The 22,346-nt window shown below is 61.4% G+C and carries 5 protein-coding genes (1 of these 5 only partly in view); 3 read left to right on the top strand and 2 right to left on the bottom strand.

The window, feature by feature from the left end:
* Window positions 1-12: 12 nt before the first annotated feature.
* The 3 genes from P3G59_RS10055 to P3G59_RS10045 all read left to right on the top strand — a co-directional run bounded on the left by P3G59_RS10055 (window position 13) and on the right by P3G59_RS10045 (window position 5,707).
* Window positions 13-1,662: a cyclic peptide export ABC transporter gene (locus tag P3G59_RS10055; RefSeq protein WP_277761403.1), complete on the top strand. Its 1,650-nt coding sequence runs from the start codon at window positions 13-15 to the stop codon at window positions 1,660-1,662.
* A gap of 117 nt (window positions 1,663-1,779) precedes the next feature.
* Window positions 1,780-4,242, top strand: a complete 2,463-nt coding sequence (locus tag P3G59_RS10050; RefSeq protein WP_277761402.1) for a TonB-dependent siderophore receptor — start codon at window positions 1,780-1,782, stop codon at window positions 4,240-4,242.
* A 286-nt stretch (window positions 4,243-4,528) separates the two neighbouring features.
* On the top strand, window positions 4,529-5,707 hold the full coding sequence (locus tag P3G59_RS10045) for an IS481 family transposase (RefSeq protein WP_277758418.1): 1,179 nt from the start codon (window positions 4,529-4,531) through the stop codon (window positions 5,705-5,707).
* Between the two features lie 930 nt (window positions 5,708-6,637).
* On the opposite strand, the gene P3G59_RS10040 is transcribed toward P3G59_RS10045, so the two are convergent.
* Window positions 6,638-7,597 carry an alpha/beta hydrolase gene (locus P3G59_RS10040; protein WP_277761401.1) on the bottom strand — a complete coding sequence of 320 codons (960 nt, stop codon included), beginning with the start codon at window positions 7,595-7,597 and terminating at the stop codon, window positions 6,638-6,640.
* A 69-nt stretch (window positions 7,598-7,666) separates the two neighbouring features.
* Window positions 7,667-22,346, bottom strand: partial view of a non-ribosomal peptide synthase/polyketide synthase gene (locus P3G59_RS10035; RefSeq protein WP_277761400.1) — the 3' portion only. The gene runs 305 nt beyond the window's last position; only the last 14,680 of its 14,985 coding nucleotides appear in the window; its start codon lies beyond the right edge, outside the window — the gene reads right to left on this strand; it ends in the stop codon at window positions 7,667-7,669.

The following is a 22,346-nucleotide window of genomic DNA, read 5'->3' as shown; positions in this document are numbered from 1 at the left end:
CAGGGAACCTCCATGAGCAAACCAACACGCGGGGTGATCAATGAATTGTTCGCCCTGCTCAAACCCTTTCGGCTGATTGTGACCGTCTCGACCCTGCTCGGCATGGTCGGCGGTCTGAGTGTCACCGCGTTGCTGGCGACCATCAACAGCGTGCTGCACACCGAAGGCGACCTGAGCAACACCATGGTCGCGCTGTTCGCCGGGTTGTGCCTGCTGGCCCTTACCAGTTCGATTTTCTCCGACATCGGCACCAACTATGTCGGCCAGCACATCATCGCCAAACTGCGTAAAGAACTGGGCGAAAAAGTCCTCTCGGCACCGATCGAGCAGATCGAGCGCTATCGCAGCCATCGTCTGATCCCGGTGCTGACCCACGATGTCGACACCATCAGCGACTTCGCTTTCGCTTTCGCCCCGCTGGCGATTTCCATGACCGTCACCCTGGGCTGCATGGGCTATCTGGCGATGTTGTCATGGCCGATGTTCCTGATGGTGGTGGTCGCGATCCTGCTCAGCACGATCATTCAGTACATTGCCCGTGGGCGCGGCATGCAAGGATTCATGAAAGCCCGCGACTACGAAGACGAATTGCAGAAGAACTACCACGCCGTCGCTGAGGGCGCGAAAGAACTGCGCATCCACCGTCCGCGCCGGCACCGCATGTTTGTTTCCGGCATTGAAGGTACGGCGAACAAGATCTGCGACACCCAGGTGCGCTCGGTGAATATTTTCGTCATCGCCAAAACCCTGGGTTCGATGCTGTTTTTCGTAGTCATCGGTTTGGCGCTGGGCCTGCAATCGCTGTGGCCGAGCGCCGACAAAGCGGTGATCAGCGGCTTCGTGCTCGTGCTGCTGTACATGAAGGGCCCGCTGGAACACCTGATCAGTACCTTGCCTATCGTCAGCCGCGCGCAGATCGCCTTCCGCCGCATCGCTGATCTGTCCGAACAATTTTCCTCGCCCGAACCGCACCTGCTGCTCAGCGAGCAAGGCCCGAAAAGCAAAGTCGTGCTCAGTCTGGAACTGACCGACGTGTCGTACAGTTTCCCGACCGTGGAAGGCGCGGCGCCATTTCGTCTGGGGCCTGTGAACCTGAAAATCGAACAGGGCGACATCATTTTCATCGTCGGTGAAAACGGCTGCGGCAAGACCACCCTGATCAAACTGCTGCTGGGCCTGTATGCGCCGCATCAAGGTCAGATCCGCCTCAACGAGCAGATCATCGACGCCGCGACCCGCGACGATTACCGCCAGTTGTTCACGACGATCTTCGCCGACTATTACTTGTTCGACGATGTGGTCCAGGGCGATACGCACATCCCGGAAGACGCCAATAAATATCTGCAGCGTCTGGAGATCGCGCACAAGGTCAGCGTGCGTGATGGCTCGTTCACCACCACCGACCTGTCCACGGGCCAGCGCAAGCGCCTGGCGCTGATCAACGCGTGGCTGGAAGAGCGCCCGGTGCTGGTGTTCGATGAATGGGCCGCCGACCAGGACCCGACCTTCCGCCGTATTTTCTACACCGAGTTGCTGCCTGATCTGAAGCGTCTGGGCAAAACCATCATCGTCATTTCCCACGACGATCGTTACTTCGATGTCGCCGACCAATTGGTGCGCATGAGCGCCGGCAAAGTGGTCACCGAGCTTCAATCCGCCTGATTGTGAAAAATTTGTAAAAAAAGTGCGTTGAGCCTTTCCGGTTTTCGGAAGGGTCAACGTCTTATTTACAGTTAATAGAAATCGTTCTCAGTCAACACTTTGAAGAGTAGAAGAATAATGCCCGCACCGCACGGACTCCACCCGCTCGCCAAGGCTCTGCTGATCCGCCGCTCCTTGCGTTCCACACTGCCAGCGCTGTGCGCCATGGCCCTGACCTTGCCGATGATCGGTCAGGCGCAGGCCGCAGCCGTGGCGCTCGATATTCCTGCCCAGTCGCTGGGGAGTGCTTTGCAGGAATTCGGTCGCCAGACCAACCTTCAAGTGCTTTACAGTCCGGATGAAGTGAGTGGTCTGCGCAGCAGCGCCGTCAGCGGCAACCTGGAGCCGACTGCAGCGATCGCACAGTTGCTCAAAGGCACCGGCATCGCTTACAGCGTGGAAGGCAATAACGTCGCGTTGAGCTCTCGCAGCAACAGCGGCGCCAGCCTCGATCTGGCACCGACCAACATCTCCGCCACTGCGGAATCGGCCTGGGGTCCGGTCGACGGTATCGTCGCCAAGCGCAGTGCCACGGGGTCGAAGACCGATACGGCGATCAAGGTCATTCCGCAGACGATCAACGTCGTCACCCAAGACGAAATCAAGATGCGCGGTTCGCAATCGGTCACCGAAGCCCTGCGTTACACCCCGGGCATCACCGGCGGCGGTTTCGCCGACCGGGTGAAGATTTTCGACGAGCCAACCTCGCGCGGCTTCTCCCCTACTCCGCTGTACCTCGATGGCCTGCACATGCCTTATGGCGGCGGCAGCACCGGCGGTTCGCTGCAGATCGACCCGTACACCCTCGAGCGCATCGAAGTGCTCAAGGGCCCGGCGTCGGTGCTCTACGGTCAGAACCAGCCTGGCGGCATCGTCAACATGGTCAGCAAGCGTCCGACCGCCACCCCGCTGCACGAAGTGAAGATCGGTGGCGGCAGCTATGACCGCGCCTACGGTGCCTTCGACCTCGGCGGCCCGATTGACGATCAGGGTGAATTTCTCTATCGCCTGACCGGTGTGGTCAACGACAGCAACTCGGCAATCGACTACGCCAGCCAGAACCGCATGATGCTCGCGCCAAGCCTGACCTGGCTGCCGAACGACCGCACCACCATCACCGTGTTCGGTCAGTACCAGAAAGACCACGACGTACCGGAAGCCCAGGGCCTGCCAGCGTTCGGCACGGTCAAGAGCACCTCCAACGGTCGCATCAGCCGCAGCCGCTTCATCGGCGAGCCGGACGTGAACAAGTACCATCGCGAGCAGTTTGTGGTCGGTTACGAAATCGCTCACGAACTCAACGACGTCTGGACCTTCAAGCAGAATGCCCGTTACGCCGACGTCAACGACCAGTACGTCGCGCCGCTGCACGGCTATTCGTTCCCGACCAACCCGGTCACCGGCCTCAACGACAGCAGCTTCCAGAGCCGCTACGCCGTGGACTGGTCGCAGCACAACAAGGTCTACGGCCTCGATAACATTGCCCAGGCCAAGTTCAAGACAGCCGACATCGACCACACCGTGCTGTTGGGCGTGGACTACTACCACTTCAACTCGAAGTTCCTCGGCCTGTATGACCGCACCGCTCCGGGTATCGACCTGTACAACCCGGTGTATGGCAGCGCAATCAACTTCCGCCAGCCGTACAAGTGGGACAACACCATCACCCAGACCGGCCTGTACGCTCAGGACCAACTGCGCTGGAACCAGTGGTTCCTGACCCTCGGCGGTCGTTACGACTTCGCCGAAACCGACAACAAGCAGCCACTGTCCGGTGGCCACAGCAACCAGAAAGACGAGAAGTTCACCGGTCGCGCCGGCCTGGGCTACGAGTTCGAGAACGGCATCACGCCATACGTGAGCTACGCCGAATCGTTCCTGCCGCAAACCGGTACCGACATGAGCGGCGGTGCGTTCGAACCAACCACCGGCAAGCAGTACGAAGTCGGCATCAAGTACGAACCGACCTTCGTCGACGGTTTCATTCAGCTGTCGGCTTACCAGATCGACCAGGACAACATGCTGACCACCGACCTCAACAACCCGGGGTTCAGCGTCCAGAGCGGTACGGTGCGTTCGCGTGGGGTAGAGCTGGAAGGCAAGGTCAATGTCACGCAGAACCTGCGCGTACTGGCTGCCGTGTCGCGTAACCAGACCAAGTGGCACAGCGCCAACGACGGTCGCGAAGGTCGCACCGTGGCGATGACACCGCCGCTGACTGCCTCGGCGTGGATCAACTACGATTTCGACATCTCCACTGCTCTGGCCGGTTTCGGCATGGGCCTGGGTGCTCGTTACGTACAACAAAGCTACGGCTCGGACTACGAGTCGGATTCCTTCCAGGTGCCGTCGTACACCGTGTATGACGCGATGGTTTCCTACGATCTGGAAAAATCGCCGCTGCATGTCAAAGGTGTGAAGCTGCAGGCTAACCTGCAGAACCTCACCGACGAGAAATACGTCGCCGCGTGTAACGGTACCCTCGACTGCTACTACGGCGAAGGCCGTACCATGACTGCTGACGTGACCTACAACTGGTAATACGTTTTGCTCTCACTGAAACGCCGGCATTTGCTGGCGTTTTTTTTTGGCTGGTTGGGGCTTGGCGGCCTGTGGGCCGACCAGGCTCTTGGGGGTTTGGGTGTATATCCGTTTTTTTGGGTGTTGCGGCTGGCGGTTTCGCTCTTACAGCGAGTCCCTTTTTCAGACGCCGAAAAGGTAACACAAAAGGCTTGACCGGTATGACTCACCCACATAGGTAACAAAACAGTTCAAGCACATAGGTAACAGTTTTTAACTGGCACTGGTCGATTCCGAGGATCTGACCATGCCGTGGCGAGAGCTGAAACCTATGGACCTTAAAGTGATGTTCATCGCCGACTATCTGTCCGGTCGGCTCAACTTCAGTCAACTCTGTGCGGCTCACAGCATCAGTCGCAAGACTGGCTACAAGTGGGTGGCCCGCTACAACGCGGACAGCATCAATGGCTTGGCGGAGTGCAGTCGCAAGCGTCATTCTCAAGCACAGGCTGTGCCGTTTGCGGTCAAAGAAGCCATTCTTGAGCTGCGGCGCCAAGGTCAAACCACGCCGGGCCCGAAAAAGATCCAGACAGCCCTGCAAGAGCGGTTTCCAGATCAGCCGCCGCCCTCCAAAACCACGATCTACAACGTGCTTAAAAAAGCGGGGCTAGTGGTGTCTCGACGGTTGCGTCAGCGTGTCGCTGTCTATCCAAAACCACTCCAGAAAGCCGACCTTCCTAATCAGCTCTGGAGCGCTGATTACAAAGGCCAATACCTGACAGGAGACGGTGTCTGGTGTTACCCGTTGACGGTAATGGATCACGCCAGTCGATTTTTACTGGCTTGTGAAAGTATGCCGAGCACGACTTTCAAGGACGCCAAAGCCACCTTCGAACGGTTATTTAAGACGTATGGGATGCCTGAGCGGATCCGCACTGATAACGGTGTCCCTTTTGCCAGCGGCGGGCGTGCGGGGTTATCACAATTATCCATTTGGTGGGCTCGTCTAGGCATCATTCATGAGCGGACTCAACCTGGGCGACCTGAGCAAAACGGACGGCATGAACGCATGCACCGCACGCTTAAAAGTACATTGCCAAGACCGCCGGAAATTGAGTGGGGAGCTCAGCAGAAGCATTTTGATCTGTTCATGCAGCACTATAATCATGAGCGTTTTCATGAGGCATTGGGGCAGAAAACCCCGGCCTCTTGCTACATCAGCTCTTCACGGGTATTTCCGAGAAAGTTGCCGGAGATGAAATACCCCAGCCATGTTGAGGCATACCGAACGGACTCCAACGGCGTAGTGAACAAAGGAAGGCTCAGAATCTATGTGGGCTATGTCCTGAAACATCAGATAGTCGGATTGGAGAGCATCAGCGAGGGTGTTTGGGACATCATCTTTGGGCCTGTTCTACTGGGACGTGTTGATGAACGAGACGCTAAGGATGGTTATCTGACGCTCAAAGTAATCAAAAATAAGTGATCAGGTGTTACCCATGTGCCTGAACTTAACTGTTACCTATGTGGTTGTCCCGTTCATGCCCCTGGCGTACGGCACTTCGCTGAGGCTCAGTGTTCCCTCGCTACGGTGTCCATCCGGGGGCATCGCCTACGGTTTGCTTCGCTGCACCTCCTCTCGATGAATGCGGCTGCGCCGCACGGCGCTACGCGCCTACCCCCCGGATGAACACCTCCACTCGGCCTGCCGATGGGGCAAAAAATCAAAAGCCAAAGCAAGATCAAGAGCCAGATCAAGAGCCCCTCACCCTAGCCCTCTCCCGGAGGGAGAGGGGACTGATCGAGGTGTTTGGGGGAGCTACGCCGACGTGCGATACCGCGTTGAACTCTGGCTTTGAAAAGCACACAAATCGGCCCCCCTCTCCTACTCCCAGGCCCGGAGGGAGAGGGAACTGTTCGAGGTGTTTGGGAGAGATACGCCGACATGAAATACCGAGTCGAACCAAGGTTCTGAAAGGCTCACAAATCGGCTCCCTCTCCTTGGGGAGAGGGCTGGGGTGAGGGGCGAATCCACCACAAAACCAAAGCCAAACACCCGCTCTTCACCACTCAATAGGCCGAGTGTCAGCTCGCCTGCTCTTGATCTTGATCTACGGGCGACATCGGAAGGCTGAGCGGAGGGATTGATCCGGGCGTGGGAGCGCAGCGACCGTTTGGCGCAGCCAAACACAGCGAGAGGAGGTGCAGCGCAGCAAACCGTAGGCGCTGCGCCCGGATCGATCCCGCAGCGAAGGAACCCCGAGCTCTAGCGAGCGGGCCGCACGTAGGAGCAAGCCTTTTTGGTTACTTTTTTCTGGGCCGGCACTCCGGGCGTCTGGAAAAAGTGACCCGCCGTAAGGGCGGACCCCTAATCAGCAACACCCGAAGCAACGGATATTCACCCCCCCCCACCCCGTCAAGCCAAAGCAAATACCTCTACCAAGCGCCCGGCAATATATTCCTGCGCCTCTTCAGCCTCATCAATAATCGCCCCCATGCGCATGAAGTCGTGGGTCATCCCCTCATAAACCTTCAGCTCCACCGTAACCCCCGCCGCCTGCAAGTGACGCGCATACGCCACGCCCTCATCGTGCAACGGATCACACTCGGCCAAGACCAGCAGCACCGGCGCGACGTTAGCGTTGACCTCAGCCAGCAACGGCGAGAAACGTGGATCGAGACGATCGCTGGCCTCACGCTGATAGTGCTCGTAGAACCACTGCAGCGAAGCCTTCTCCAGCAGATACCCTTCCCCGAACTGCTCGATGGAAGGCGTGCTGCGACTGGCATCGGTGACTGGATAGATCAGCACCTGCAAGCGCGGCTGCACAGCGGCATCCGTCAGTTGCGCAGCAAGCACCGTGGTCAGGCTGCCTCCGACGCTGTCACCGGCAATCGCCAGGCGCGCGGCATCGATGCCCAGATCCGCAGCACTGGCCACCAGCCAGTCCCAGGCATCGCGGGCGTCATTGGCTGCCGTCGGAAAACGAAACTCCGGCGCCAGTCGATAAGCCACCGACAACACCACACAATCGGCCATCGCGGCCAACGCCCGGCACAGAGAATCGTGGGAATCGAGGCTGCCGACCACATAACCGCCACCATGGAAATACAACAGCGCCGGACGCCCGGCACCGCTACTCAAAGGCTGATTGCTGTAGATCCGCGCGTTCAGACGCGCGCCATCACGCACGGGCAATTGCAGCGCGTCCACCACCTCAAGCGCTTCCCCGCCGGCGTCCATCAACAACGACGACTGATCAAACTGTTCGCGCGCCTCTGTCGGGCTCAGCTCATGCATGCCAACGCGCTTGCCACTGGCCCGGCCGTTGCCGACCAGTTGCAGGAACGCGGCGATATCAGGGTTCAACGACATTCGTATCTCTCCAGACAGGTCGAGCGCCATAAAGGCGCCCGACCGTTTTTTTCAGGTTCAGAACACAGTTCAGGACATGGCTACTGGTTCAACGATCTCGCCGAGCATTTCTTCAGCCTCGGACAGGAAAGTTTCATCGCGCGGGATCTGGAAGTGCCCACAATCGAGCCATTCGCCGCCCATGCCCGGCTGCGCGAGTTGCGCCGCCAGTTCCCCGGCCTCCTCTTCGCGACCCAGTGTCCACCAGCAGATCGGCTTGACCGCCAGCGGTGCACAGCCATCGAGCTGTAACGACAATTGCTTGAGCCGGCGCGCCACGCTGAACACATGGGCCAGTTCATCGGCGCCCAGTGCCACATAGGTCGAAGCCCCACGTTCGGCACTCATGGCGCCGACGAACAGTGCCCGCAGGTTTTGCGCTGTTTCTTCACCAACGATGTGCAAATCCGGTGCGGCATCCGGCAGGGTCACCCGCAGGAAAGCGCGCAGATCAGCCTGCCAGTCATCCACCGCGCCTTCGTTGACCTTGGCCGACGGCACAAAACTGTCCACCAGACCCACGAACTTGACCGTCTGACCGGCCTGTTCCAGTTGCGCGGCCATCAACATCGCCAGCGTCCCGCCCAGCGACCACCCCAACAGGTGATACGGCCCGTGTGGCTGTTTCTCGCGAATCTGCGCTACGTAAGCGCTGGCCATGCTTTGCAGTGAGACTTCGTTGAACGCCGGATCCAGGAGCATCCGCGACTGAATCGCCAACACCTGACGACGACCGCTCAAACGGCGCGCCAACGGCTCATAGTCGAACACCGTGCCGAAGCCTGCATGGACACAGAAAAGCGGCGCAACGCCCTCGACCTCTGCGTTCATCGCCAACAGCCCGGAAGCTTTTTCGGCGACACCCTGCACACTGGCGACCAGTTCGGCGATGCTCGGTTTCTGCATCAGGTCGCGCAGTTTCAGGCTCAGACCCTGAGCCTTGAGCACACGACTACGGGCCACCACTTGCAGGCTGAGAATCGAATCACCGCCCAGTTCGAAGAAGTTATCGGTGAGGCCGACGCGTTCGATCTTCAGCACCTCCTGCCAGATCTTCGCCAGGGCTTTTTCAAGCTCGGTGCGCGGTGCCAGGTAATCCTGACGCTGTTCAGCATCCGGGTTCGGCAGCGCCTTGCGGTCAAGCTTGCCGTTCGGCGTCAGCGGCATGCGTTCGAGCAACATCAGGTGCGCAGGCACCATGTAGTCCGGAAGGCTGGCCTTGAGCTGCTCGCGCAGGCGTTCACACAAACCGTCGGTTTGCGTATCGGCATTGGCCAGCACATAACCGAGCAACTGCTTGCCGCTGACGCCCTCGCGCGCCACCACGGCGGCGTCGCGCACACCCGGCTGTTGCTTGAGGCGCGCTTCGACTTCGCCCAACTCGATACGGAAACCACGGATCTTCACTTGATGATCGATCCGTCCCAGGTAGTCGACAGTGCCGTCTTCGCGCTGGCGCACCAGGTCGCCGGTGCGGTACAGACGACTGCCATCGGTGCTGAACGGGTTGGCGACGAAACGCTCAGCGGTGCCGCCGGCACGGCCCAGATAACCACGGGCCAGCGCGCCGCCCAGGTACAGTTCACCGGCAACGCCCGCGGGCAATGGATTGAGGTCAGCGTCGAGCACGTAACCGCTGCGCTCGCCGACCACACTGCCGATTGGCGCGTAGGCCGCACCGCACTGATCGTCAGTGCCGGCCTTCCAGATCAGCGGCGTGACCACGGTTTCCGTCGGCCCGTAACCGTTGATGATGTACTGCGGCTTGAGCGCACGTTTGGCCAGTTCGAAACTCGCCACCGGCACGGCATCACCACCGAAGCAATAGATGCGCACCGCTGGCGGATTGCCGTGCTGTTGCGCGTGTTCTGCCAGTTGCTGCAAATACACTGGCGGGAACGCGGCCACGGTTACGCCGTAATCATGCAGAGCGTTGTAGGTCTGCTCGGCGGTCCACAGGCTGTCGTCACGGATCAGCAGACGCGCACCGTGGGTCAAGGTGGTCAGCCAGCGCTCATGAGCGCCGTCGAAGGCGAACGACATGAAGTGCAGTTCGCAATCGGCCTGACTCATTTCATAACGCTGACCGATCGCCTCGCAGTGCATCGCCAACGGGCCGTGAGCGACACCAACGCCTTTCGGCTGGCCGGTCGAACCGGAGGTGTAAATCACGTACGCGAGGTTGCCCGGCTGCACGGCGACATCCGGTGCGCGGTCGGATTGCGCGCTCAGATCCAGTTGATCGAGCTCGAGCACATGCAGGTTGTCTTGGGCCGGCATGATCTGACGCAGGCTCGAATCACTGAGCAGCAAGGCAATACCTGAATCGCGCATCAGATAGCTCAGGCGCTCACGCGGATAGGTCGCATCCAGCGGCACATAGGCGCCACCGGCCTTGAGCACCGCGAGCAGCGCCACGATCATGTTTTCGCTGCGTGGCAGTGCCACGCCGACGCGCACTTCCGGACCGACGCCTTCAGCGATCAACGCATGGGCCAGACGGTTGGCGCGGGCGTCGATCTGCCCGTAACTGAAGGTTTGGCCATCGAACACCAGCGCCGTCTGCTCGCCACGCTGCGTCGCCCATTGAGCGATACGCTGATGCACGGCCGGTGCTTGCGAAACGGCCGGCACAACCTGTGCGGTAGCCGCCTGACCGGTTGGCAGACCAATGCGCCCCAGCGGTTGCGCCGCATCCTGTGCCAACGCCGCAAGCAGGCCTTCCATGTTGCTGCGGATGCCTTCGACGGTCGCCCGGTCGAAATGCTCACGCAGGAACATGTACTCGATCACCAGCCCCTCTTCGAGGGTGACCATCAAGTCCATCGGGAAGTTGGTCAGGCCGGCGTTGCTGATCTCGCCAAACTTCAGCGAGTCATCGCGCCACTCGCGCAAGGCCTGGTCGATCGGGTGGTTCTCGAACACGATGATGCTGTCGAACAGCGATTGCCCGGCCCGTCCGGCCCAGCGCTGCACGTCGGTGAGCGGAGTGTATTCGCGCTCACGCATTTCCAGGTTGAAGTCCTGCAAGTCGCGCAGCCACTCGCCGACCGACTGCTCGGCCGGAACGTCCTTGATCACCGGCAAGGTGTTGATGAACAGACCGAGGATCGATTCCGACGCCGGCAGACTCGCCGGGCGCCCCGCCACCGTGGCGCCGAACGCCACACAGCGCTGGCCGCTGTAACGGCTGAGCAGCACCAGCCACGCGCCCTGCACCAAGGTGTTGAGGGTGACTTGCTGTGCTTGCGCGAAGGCTTTGAGTTGTTCGGTACGTTCTTCGCCCAGGCGGCTGTACAACGCCTCGTGGCCACGACCGCTGCCGGTGCGCGCCACGGCGTCGGCCAGATAAGTCGGCTCGTCGAGCTGACTCAGGTGCTGACGCCAGAACCCTTCACTGGCGTTGCCGTCCTGCTGTTGCAGCCAGTTGATATAGCGGCGGTACGGCACAGCGTCGGCCAATGGCTTGCCGGAGTACTGGCTCAACACCTCACCGATCAACTGCGAACTGCTCCAGCCGTCGATCAGGATGTGGTGGTAGGTCCAGATCAGTTGATAGCTGTCCTCGCCCACCTGCACCAGCGTCAGGCGTTGCAGCGGAGGCTGAGCGAGATCGAAGCCCTTGGCTCGCTCGGCATCCGCCAACGCTTGCAGCGCTTCGGCCGAGTGATCCTGCTGGCGCCAGTCGAGCAGGCTGATCGGCAGTTGCGGATCGGCGAGTACAAACTGCAGCGGCTCGGCCATGTCCTGCCAGAGAAAACCGGTGCGCAGGATATCGTGGCGTCGGCTGACGGTTGCCCAGGCGTCTTTCAACCGCGCCGGGTCGAGGCCCTGCACCGGAATGCACAATTGGTTGATGTAGAGATCCGACTCCGGCGCGTTGAGGCCGAGAAAGAGCATGCCCTGCTGCATCGGCGACAGACGATAAAGACCTGCCAACTGATCTTGCGGCAGCGGCAATTGCGCGACTTGCACCTCATTCAGACCATGCAGCGGCACCTCGATCAGTGCTGCCACCGGCTTATCGCAGGAGGCTTCGACACGCAGGGCCAATTGCGCAATGGTCGGGTGCTGGAACAGATCTTTCGGGCTCAGTTCCAGGCCTTGCTGACGGGCGCGACTGACCACTTGAATCGAGATGATCGAATCGCCACCCAGGGCGAAGAAGCTGTCGGTGGTGCTGACCTGCGCCAGCCCCAGCACGTCTTTCCAGATGTCCACCAGCGTCTGTTCGGTCGCATTGACCGGATCGACGTGTTGTTGCGCAGCCGTCAGCTCCGGCGTCGGCAAACGCTTGCGATCAATCTTGCCGTTGGGGGTCAGCGGCATCTGCGCCAGCCACAGTCGATGGTTCGGCACCATGTAATCCGGCAGGGTTGCACTCAGCCAGTCACTGAGGCGGTCATCCAGCAGGCGTTGCTGCTCAGCGCCGGCATCGACCACGGCTGGATCGGCCGGCACGAGGTAGGCGATCAAGTGCTGGCTGCCCGCCACTTCGCTGGCCACGACCACCGCCTCGCGCACCTCGGCATGCGCCACCAGACGCGCTTCGATTTCACCGAGTTCGATCCGCAAACCGCGAATCTTCACCTGATGGTCGATCCGGCCCATGTACTCCAGCTCACCCTCTTCGCGCTCACGAATCAAGTCGCCGGTGCGGTACATGCGCTCGCCGTTGCTGGCGAGTGGATTGGGCACAAAGCGCTCGGCGGTCATCGCCGCACGCCCCAGATAACCCCGCGTGATGCCGGCGCCGGACAGGTACAGCTCCGCCGAAACGCCTTGGGGCACGACGTGCAGATCGGCATCGAGCAGATGGCTGGCGCTGTAGTTCAGGGCACGACCAATGCGCGCCTGACCACCGGCAACGCGGCGGGTCCAGGTCGAGTAAGTGGTGTCTTCCGACGGGCCATAGAGGTCGTAGACGTGCTCGACCGTCGACTGCTGATACAGCGCGTCGACCAGCCCTTGCTTGAGCGGCTCGCCGGCCAGATTGATGATGCGCACGCTCGCGGGAATTTGCCCGGCGCGTTGCAGTGCAGCGATGGCCGACGGCACGGTGTTGATCAGGCGGACCTGATCACGCGCCGGCAGGTTCGGTAACTCCAGCGCGTTGCGCGCGATGATCAGCGAACCACCATTGGCCAACGTGACAAACAGCTCCCACACCGACAGGTCGAAGCACACCGAAGTCGAGGCCAATACACCTTGAATGTCGTCGCGGCTGTAGACCTTCGCCGACCATTCGATCAAAGCCATGACGTTGCGGTGGGCAATCGCCACGCCTTTCGGCTTGCCGGTGGAACCGGAGGTGTAGATCACATAAGCCAGGTTGTCCGGTTGCACCGCCGTTTGAGGCGCCACAGTTGAATAGCCGCTCAGCGAAACCTGATCCATCAACACGACTTGCGTATCGGCTGGCACGCTCAAAGTCGCGGCGACGGCCTGCTCGGTGAGCAACACCCGCGCACGGCTGTCTTCGAGCATGTAGGCAACGCGATCGGCCGGATAGTCCGGGTCCAGCGGCACATAGGCGCCACCGGATTTGAGCACCGCCAACAAGGCAATCAGCAACTGCTCGGAACGCGGCATCGCCACGCCCACGCGCACCTCCGGGCCGACACCCAATTCGATCAGCTTGTGCGCCAGACGGTTGGCTTGCGCGTCCAGTTCGGCGTAGGTCAGTGTATCGGCGAAGGTCACCGCCAGCGCATCCGGGATTGCCGCCACTTGGCGAGCGATGGCTTGATGAATGCACAGGTCGGCGACGAAGTCGGTGTCGACACTCGGGCCGTTGTCGATCAGGTTCAACTCGCTGAGCGTGCGCTCGCCCGATTCGCTCATCTGTCCGAGTAAGCGTTGCAAGAACCCGCCGAGCTGCACAACGCTGTGCGCCGCAAAGCTGTCGCACTGGTAGCTGAAGTGCATCGACAATTCGTCGCTCAAATGCACCAGCAGCGTCAGCGGATAGTTGGTCTGTTCATGGTTGTTGATCTCGCCGAAGCGCAATTCCTGCGGCGCGCCCTGCTCCAGCGCCTCGGATACCGGGTAGTTTTCGAACACCAGAATGTTGTCGAACAACGCTTCACCGTTGCGCGCTGCCCAACGCTGAATGTCGAACAACGGCGTGTGCTCATGCTCACGCAGCGTCAGATTCTGCGCCTGCACGCTCTGCAGCCACTCGCCTACGCTCAATTGCGAACGTGGGCTGGCGATCACCGGCAAGGTGTTGATGAACAGACCGATCTGCTGCTCGACACCTTTGAGTTCCGCCGGACGCCCCGCCACCGTAGCGCCGAATGCGACGTTCTGTTGACCGGTCAAGCGCTGCAACAGCAGCAACCAGGCCGCTTGAATCAACGTGTTGAGGGTGACTTTCTGCTGCCGGGCGAACTCGCCCAACTGCCGGGTTTGCGCCGCGTCGAGCACGCAGAAGTGCTCGCCATGGCCGTCCCGTGGAGCGTCGCCACGCTGCGCCTGAAGTGCTTGCGCCAACAGGGTTGGCGCTTCCAGGTCAGCCAGTTGCGCGGTCCAGTAATGTTCGCTGGCCTGCACGTCCTGACGCTGCAGCCATTCGATGTAATCGCGATAACGCCCGGCCAGCGTCGGCTGGGCAATGCCGCTGTAGCGCTGCAGCACTTCACCGAGCAACTGCGAGTTGCTCCAGCCATCCATCAGGATGTGGTGGTTGGTGTAGATCAAATGGCAGCGCTGATCGTCCAGGCGCACCACGACCATACGCAATAGCGGCCCCTGACTCAGGTCGAAACCTTGCGCCTGCTCGGCACTGGCCAGCGTGTCCAGTTCAGTCCGGCAGTCGCCCCGCTCGCGCCAGTCGAGCACGCTGAATGGCATGTCCAGCTGCTTGTGCACCACTTGCAGCGGGCGTGCCAGCTGACCTTGCCAGACAAAACTGGTGCGCAGGATGTCGTGGTTATCCACCGCTGCTTGCCAGGCCTGCCGGAAGCGCTGCGGATCGAGGCCTTCGACGTCGAGACGGACCTGGTTGATGTAATCACCGGTGGCCTGTTCGTAGAGACTGTGGAACAGCATGCCTTGCTGCATCGCCGACAGCGGATAGACATCGGCAATCTGCCGGGCCGGCAAAGGCAAGCCGTCGAGTTGTGCCTGGGTCAGCGTCGCCAAAGGGAAGTCCGACGGCGTCAAGCCTTCAACGCCCGGGGTCAGGCAATGGTCGATCAACGCCGCCAGTTCTTCGGCGTAATCCGCCGCCAGTGCTTCGATCACGGCGTTGTCGAAACGCTCGCTGCTGAACGTCCAGCCCACGCGCAGTTCACCGCCATACACCTGACCGTTGAGGGTCAGCCAGTTGCCCATTGGCGCATCGGGGCTCTGGTCGAGACCGGCATTGTCCGGCGCCGGAGCGAACAGCGCGCCGTCATCGCCCTCAAAGCTGCCGTCGAACTGGCCGAGGTAGTTGAAGGTGATGCGCGGCGTCGGCAAGGCACGCAGGCGCTGTTGTGCCTGAGCATCGCCAAGGTGACGCAGTGCACCGAAACCGATGCCCTTGTCGGGGATCGCACGCAGTTGTTCCTTGATCTGCTTGATCGACTCGCCCGGCGTAGCCGCCGGGGTCAGACGCACCGGGAACAGACTGGTGAACCAGCCCACGGTGCGGGTCAGATCGACACCGTCGAACAGCTCTTCACGACCATGGCCTTCGAGCTGAATCAGCGTCGACGTCTGCCCGCTCCAGCGCCCGATCACCCGCGCCAGTGCCGTCAACAACAGGTCGTTGACCTGAGTGCGATACGCCGCCGGGGCTTCTTGCAGCAGTTGTCGGGTCAGCTCCGCGCCCAGTCTGGTCTGTACCGTCTGCGCCAGTTTATTCTGCTGACCGGCGTCGATCCGCTTGCACGGCAGATCGCTGCCGACATCACTCAGGCACGCCTGCCAGTAAGCCAGTTCCTGTTGCAACGCCGCGCTGTTGGCGTAGCGCTGCAAGTGCTCGCTCCAGTCCTTGAAGGCGCTGGTCTTGGACGGCAGGCTCAGTGGCTGCGCATCGAGCAATTGCTGATAAGCGTTTTGCAGGTCTTCCAGCAAAATCCGCCACGACACGCCGTCTACCACAAGGTGATGAATCACCAACAGCAAGCGCTGCGTGCCATCGGCCAGATTCGCCAGCACGGCGCGCAATAGCGGCCCGTTGTGCAAATCGAGGCTGCGTTGCGCGCGGTTGCCCAAAGTTTCCAGTGCAACTGCATCGGCGACCTCTTCTTGCCACAGCAGGTTGTGCGACTGATCTTCAACCGCGCGGTGCTCGGCCCGCCACACGCCATTGTGCTGAGTGAAGCTCAGGCGCAAGGCATCGTGATGCGCGACCAGCGCGCGCAATACTTGCTGGACTTTCTCCGCGTCCAGCGGCTGACGCGGCTTGAGCAGCACGGACTGGTTCCAGTGATGACGCTCAGGGATATCGTCTACGAAAAACTGCTGCTGGATCGGCAGCAGCAACGCCGCGCCGGTCACCGCTTGCTGGTCGATGCCCGATTCGTCGTCGCCTGACTGCGCGACCAGTGCCAGTCGCTGAATAGTCTGGTGCTGGAACAGGTCTTTCGGATTCAGGCGAATGCCGGCCTGCCGTGCGCGGCTGACCACTTGAATCGAAATGATCGAGTCGCCACCCAGTTCGAAGAAATTGTCGTTAAGACCCACTTGCGGCAGTTTCAGCACGTCCTGCCAGATCGCCGCCAAGCGCTGTTCCAGCTCGCTCTGCGGCGCCTGATAGGCTTGCTGCGCCTGACTCGCATCCGGCGACGGCAACGCGCTGCGGTTGAGTTTGCCGTTGGCCGTCAGCGGCAAATGCGCGAGCAACAACAGGTGCGCCGGGATCATGTGATCCGGCAGGTTGTCCTTGAGCTCGGCACGCACGCGGTCGCGCCACTGCGCTTGTTCTGCCGGGCTGGCATCGAGCAACGTAGCGTCGCTTGGTACCAGCCAGGCGACCAGTTGTTGACCGCTCAGGCCTGGTTGCGCCAGCACCACCGCCTGGCGCACGGCGGCTTGTTCGAGCAGCTGCGCTTCGATCTCGCCCAGTTCGATACGGAAACCGCGAATCTTGACCTGATGGTCGATCCGCCCGATGTATTCGATCACGCCGTCAGCGCGATAACGCGCCAGGTCGCCGGTGCGGTACAGACGGCCGCCGTCAGCGGCAAACGGATCGGGAATGAAGCGCAGCGTGGTCAGGTCGGCACGGTTCAGATAACCGCGCGCCAGACCGCCGCGGCCGACGTACAGCTCACCGATGCAGCCCTTGGCTACCGGATTCAGGTCGCCGTCGAGCAGGTACCACGACAGGTCGGCAATCGGCTCGCCGATCGGGCTGCTCGCGTCACGCTGCAAATCGGCCATCGACAACGGCCGATAGGTCACGTGCACGGTGGTTTCAGTGATGCCGTACATGTTGATCAGTTGCGGCGTCTGATCGCCGAAACGCTCGAACCATGGACGCAGGCTCTTCACTTCCAGCGCTTCACCGCCAAACACTACGTAACGCAGCGCCAGCTGTTGCGCGGCGTGCTCCGGGGCACAGGCGACTTGCATCAACTGCTTGAACGCCGACGGCGTCTGGTTGAGCACGGTGATGCCTTCGCGGCACAGCAAGGCAAAGAAATCGTCCGGCGCACGGCTGACCTCGTAAGGCACCACCACCAATTTACCGCCGTACAGCAGCGCACCGAAAATCTCCCACACGGAGAAGTCGAACGCATAGGAGTGGAACAGGCTCCAGACATCCTGCGCACCGAAATCGAACCACGCTGCGGTGGCCTCGAACAGGCGCAGCACGTTGCGATGTGCGAGCAAGGTGCCCTTGGGCTGGCCGGTCGAACCCGAGGTGTAGATCACGTACGCCAGATTGTCGGCGCTCATGCTCATGTGCGGATTGCTGTCGCTGTAACCTTCGAGGTCTTCGCGATCCTGATCGAGCATCAGGCTGCGCACCGAATCCGGCACCGGCAGACGATCGAGCAGATGGCTTTGGGTCAACAGCAGGCCGATGCCGCTGTCACCGATCATGTAGGCCAGACGCTCCTCGGGGTAGCTCGGGTCCAGCGGCACATACGCGCCGCCCGCCTTGAGAATCGCCAGCAGGCCAACGAGCATGTCGAGACTGCGTTCGGCCGCCAGACCGACGCGCACGTCAGGGCCGACGCCACTGGCGATCAGCTTGTGGGCCAACTGGTTGGCGCGGCTGTTGAGTTCAAAGTAGCTCAGGGACTGTTCGGCGTACGTCACGGCAACCGCTTGCGGTGCACGGGCGACCTGGGCTTCGATCAAGTGATGCAGGCACTGCTCGTTGCGGAAATCGGCCACCGCCGGATTCCATTGCCGCAGGGTCGCCGCGCGTTCGGCGGCGTCGTGCAGCGGCAGTTCAGCGATACGCTGGCCGCTGTCGGTGACGATGCCTTGCAGCAGATTCGTCCAGTGTTGCGACAGGCGCTCGATGGTTTCGACGTCGAACAGGTCGGTGGCGTAGGTCAGCTCAGCCCAGACGTTGTCGGTCGATTCGAAGGTGTTCAGGGTCAGGTCGAACTGCGCGGTATTCGACGCCCAAGGCAGGCCCTCGATGTGCAGTTGCGGCAGGCGTGTCGCGCCCTGTGCCTGACGCGCCTGGCTCTGGTGGTTGTGCATCACCTGGAACAGCGGGCTGTGGCTGAGGCTGCGCTCCGGTTGCAGCGCGTCGACCAGTTGCTCGAACGGCAGATCCTGATGCGCCTGAGCGCCGAGCACGGTGTTTTTCACTTGCTGCAACAGGCTGCGGAAGGTCTGTTGGCTGTCGAACTCGGCCTTGAGCACCTGAGTGTTGACGAAGAAGCCGATCAGGCCTTCGGTTTCCACCCGATTGCGGTTGGCCACGGGCACACCGACACGGATGTCGGCCTGACCGCTGTAGCGGTGCAACAAGGTCTGGAACGAGGCCAGCAACAGCGCGAACAGGGTGACGTTTTCACGCTGCGCGACCTGCTTGAGGGCAGTGGCCAGTTCGAGGCTCAGCGGGATGTCGCGACGGGCACCGCGATAGCTTTGCTCGGCTGGGCGCGGACGGTCGGTCGGCAGCTCCAGCAACGGTTGATCGCCATCGCCGAGTTGCGCCGTCCAGTAGCTCAATTGACGCTCGCGTTCACCAGCGTCCATCCACTGTTTCTGCCACACGGCGTAGTCGGCGTACTGTACCGGCAGCGTCGGCAATGTCGCGGTCTGCCCCTGGCTGTACGCGGCGTACAACGCCACCAGTTCATCGACCATGATGTTCATCGACCAACCGTCAGAGACGATGTGGTGCAAGGTGATCACCAGCGCGTGATCATCGGCGGCCAGACGCAGCAGTTTCACCCGCAGCAGCGGGCCTTGCTGCAGGTTGAACAGGTGCAGGGTTTCTTCAGCGACCAGCGCTTGCAGCGCCGCGTCGTCCAGCCCCGCCAGCTCCTGCACTTGCAGGTCGAGCGTGCCGTGGGCCTGAATCACTTGCAGGGTCTGGCCCTGCTCTTCGACGAAACAGGTGCGCAGAGATTCGTGACGCTCGATCAGCGCATTGAAACTTTGCTGCAACGCCGGCAGATTCAACTCACCACGCAGACGCAGTGCGGCCGGAACGTGGTAAGCGGTGCTGGTCGGGTCGAGTTGCCAAAGGAACCACTGGCGTTCCTGCGCATAGGAAAGCGTCAGCGGTTGCAGGCGTGGCAACGCGACAATCGCCGGTTCCCGAGAGGCCTGATCGACACCCAGCGCGGCAACGAAATCCTCCAGCGTGCTGTGTTCGAACAGCGTGCGCAGCGGCACCTGAACGTTCAGCGTCTGACGCACACGCGACACCACTTGGGTCACCAGCAACGAATGACCGCCCAGTTCGAAGAAGTTGTCACTCAGGCCGACACGCTCAAGCTTGAGCACTGCTTGCCAGATCTCGGCGACAGTGTGTTGAGTAGCGGTCTGCGGAGCGATATAGGTTGATTGCAACTGGCTGGCGTCAGGTGCCGGCAAGGCTTTGCGGTCGACCTTGCCGTTCGGGGTCAGGGGCAGTTGCGCGAGGAACAACAGGTGCGCCGGCACCATGTATTCCGGCAGCTCAGCCTTGAGGCTGGCTTTCAATTCAGCGCGCAGTTCAACTTCATCGACAGTGCTGGCGGATGGCACCACATAGCCGACCAGTTGCGCGCCGGTCGGGCCGTCCTGCGCGACCACTACGGTTTCGCGCACGCTGTCCAGCGCGAGCAAACGCGCTTCGATCTCGCCCAATTCAATCCGGAAACCACGGATTTTGACTTGATGGTCGATGCGCCCGATGTACTCGATCACGCCTTCTGCGCGATAACGGGTCAGGTCGCCGGTGCGGTACAGACGTGCGCCGTTTTTCGCGAACGGGTCCGGCACAAAACGTTCGGCGGTCAGGCTCGGGCGCTGGAAGTAACCACGCGCCAGACCGTCACCGCCGATCAGCAATTCACCGGGTGCGCCGAGCGGATTGAGCTCAAGGTCGCTACCAAGAATGTACAGCGCGGTGTTGTCGATCGGCGTGCCGAGGAACGGCCGGCTGTTGTCCGCGCTCAACGCGTGTTGCGCCGACCAGATCGTGGTTTCGGTCGGGCCATAGAGGTTCCACACGCTCGGCGTCAGCGCCAGCATGCGCTGGGCCAGTTCCTGCGGCAGCGCTTCACCGCCACAGAGGAACGTGCGGCCATTGAGAATCGCCGCGTGCTCGTTGTCGAGCAGCATGCGCCAGGTCGATGGCGTGGCTTGCAGCACGCTGACGGCGTGACGCGCGATCAGCTCGAGCACCGCTTGCGGGTCCTGATGCACGTCCTTGCCGGTCAGCACCACACAGGCACCCGCGAGCAGCGGGCCGTAGATTTCCAGGCCGAAAATATCGAAGGAGAACGTGGTCAGTGACAACATGCGATCCGCAGCGGCAATCCCCGGCTGCTTGATCATGCTCGCAACAAAGTTGCGCAGCGCCGCGTGGCGCACCATCACGCCTTTCGGTTTACCGGTGGAGCCGGAGGTGTAGATCGTATAAGCCAGATGCTCGCCATTGACGGCCACGCTCGGCGCGGTCTGTGGATAAGCCGCCAGCCAGTCATCTGGCTGATCGAGCAACAGGGTCTGCACACCCGCCGGGATCGGCAACTGCGTTTGCAAATGCGTTTGGGTCAGCAGCAATTGCAGGCCGCTGTCCTCGATCATGTAAGCCAGACGATCCTCGGGATACGCCGGGTCGAGCGGCACATACGCGCCGCCGGCCTTGAGGATCGCCAGCAGGCCGACGATCATTTCGACGCTGCGCTCGACCGCGATGCCGACCAACTGATCCGGGCCGACACCGGCCTCGATCAGGTGATGCGCCAGTTGATTGGCCCGGGCATCCAGTTCGCCATACGTCAGTACGTCGTCGCCGATGATCAGCGCCGTGGCCTGCGGGTTGTACTGCGCCTGCAAGGCAAAGTCCTGCTGCACGCATTCGGCCTGCGCGCGGTGATCGGCCACGCGGAACCAGTCCTGCAACAACACGCCGTGTTCGGCGCTGTCCAGCAGCGGCAGTTCGCCGACACGCCGGGTTGGCGCGGCGATGATGCCCTGCAACAGGTTCTGCCAGTGACGCGCCAGACGCTCGACTGTTTCCGGCTTGAACAGATCGGTGGCGTAGGTCAGTTCGGCGGCGAAACCGTCATTCGATTCGTAAGTATTGAGGGTCAGGTCGAATTGCGCGGTGCGCCCTTCCCACTGCACATCCTCGACACTCAGTTGCGGCAGTTGCACTGCGCCACGGCTCTGGTCACGACGGGTCTGGTGGTTGAACATCACCTGGAACACCGGGCTGTGGCTCAGGCTGCGTTCCGGTTGCAGCGCTTCGATCAACTGCTCGAAGGGCAGATCCTGATGCGCCTGCGCGGCCATCGCCGCTTGCTTGACCTGCGCCAGCAACTGGTTGAACGGCAGTTGACCATTCACCTCGGCATTGAGTACCTGGGTGTTGACGAAGAAGCCGATCAGGCCTTCAGTCTCGACCCGGTTGCGGTTGGCGGTCGGCACGCCGACGCGAATCTGCGCCTGGCCGCTGTAGCGATGCAGCAACGCCTGAAACGACGCCAGCAACACCATGAACAGGCTGGCGCCTTCGCGCTGGGCCAATTGCTTGAGCGCATCGCCGAGGGCGGCTGGCAGGTCCAGTTGCAGACGTGCACCGCGCAGGCTTTGCACCGCCGGGCGCGGAAAATCGATGGGCAATTCCAGCACCGGCTGCTCGCCGTCCAGCGTCTTGATCCAGTAAGCCAGTTGCCGCTCACGCTCGCCCGCTTCCAGCCAGTGACGCTGCCAGATCGCGTAGTCGGCGTATTGCACGTCCAGTTCCAGCAATGCCAGTGGCTGCCCGCCCGTGTCGGCGGCGTAATGCTGGATCAGCTCGTTGACCAGTACTTTGATCGACCAGCCATCGGAGATGATGTGGTGCTGGATCAACACCAGCACATGATCATCATCGGCGACTTTGAGCAATGCCACGCGCAGCAGCGGGCCCTGTTGCAGATTGAACGGGCGCGCGGTTTCGCTTTCGACAAACGCCTTGATCGCCGCCTCTGCGCCAGCGCCGTCGAGCCCTTCGGGCAGCGGCGCCAGGGTGATGCTCAGGGGCAATTGCGGGTGAATCACCTGGCAGAAGGTTTCGCCGTGCTCGGCGAACGTGGTGCGCAAA

The organism is Pseudomonas sp. A34-9, assembly GCF_029543085.1.
Lineage (GTDB): Bacteria > Pseudomonadota > Gammaproteobacteria > Pseudomonadales > Pseudomonadaceae > Aquipseudomonas.
The sequence above is the reverse complement of the archived record's forward strand: the minus strand, read 5'-3'. Positions and strand labels throughout refer to the sequence as shown.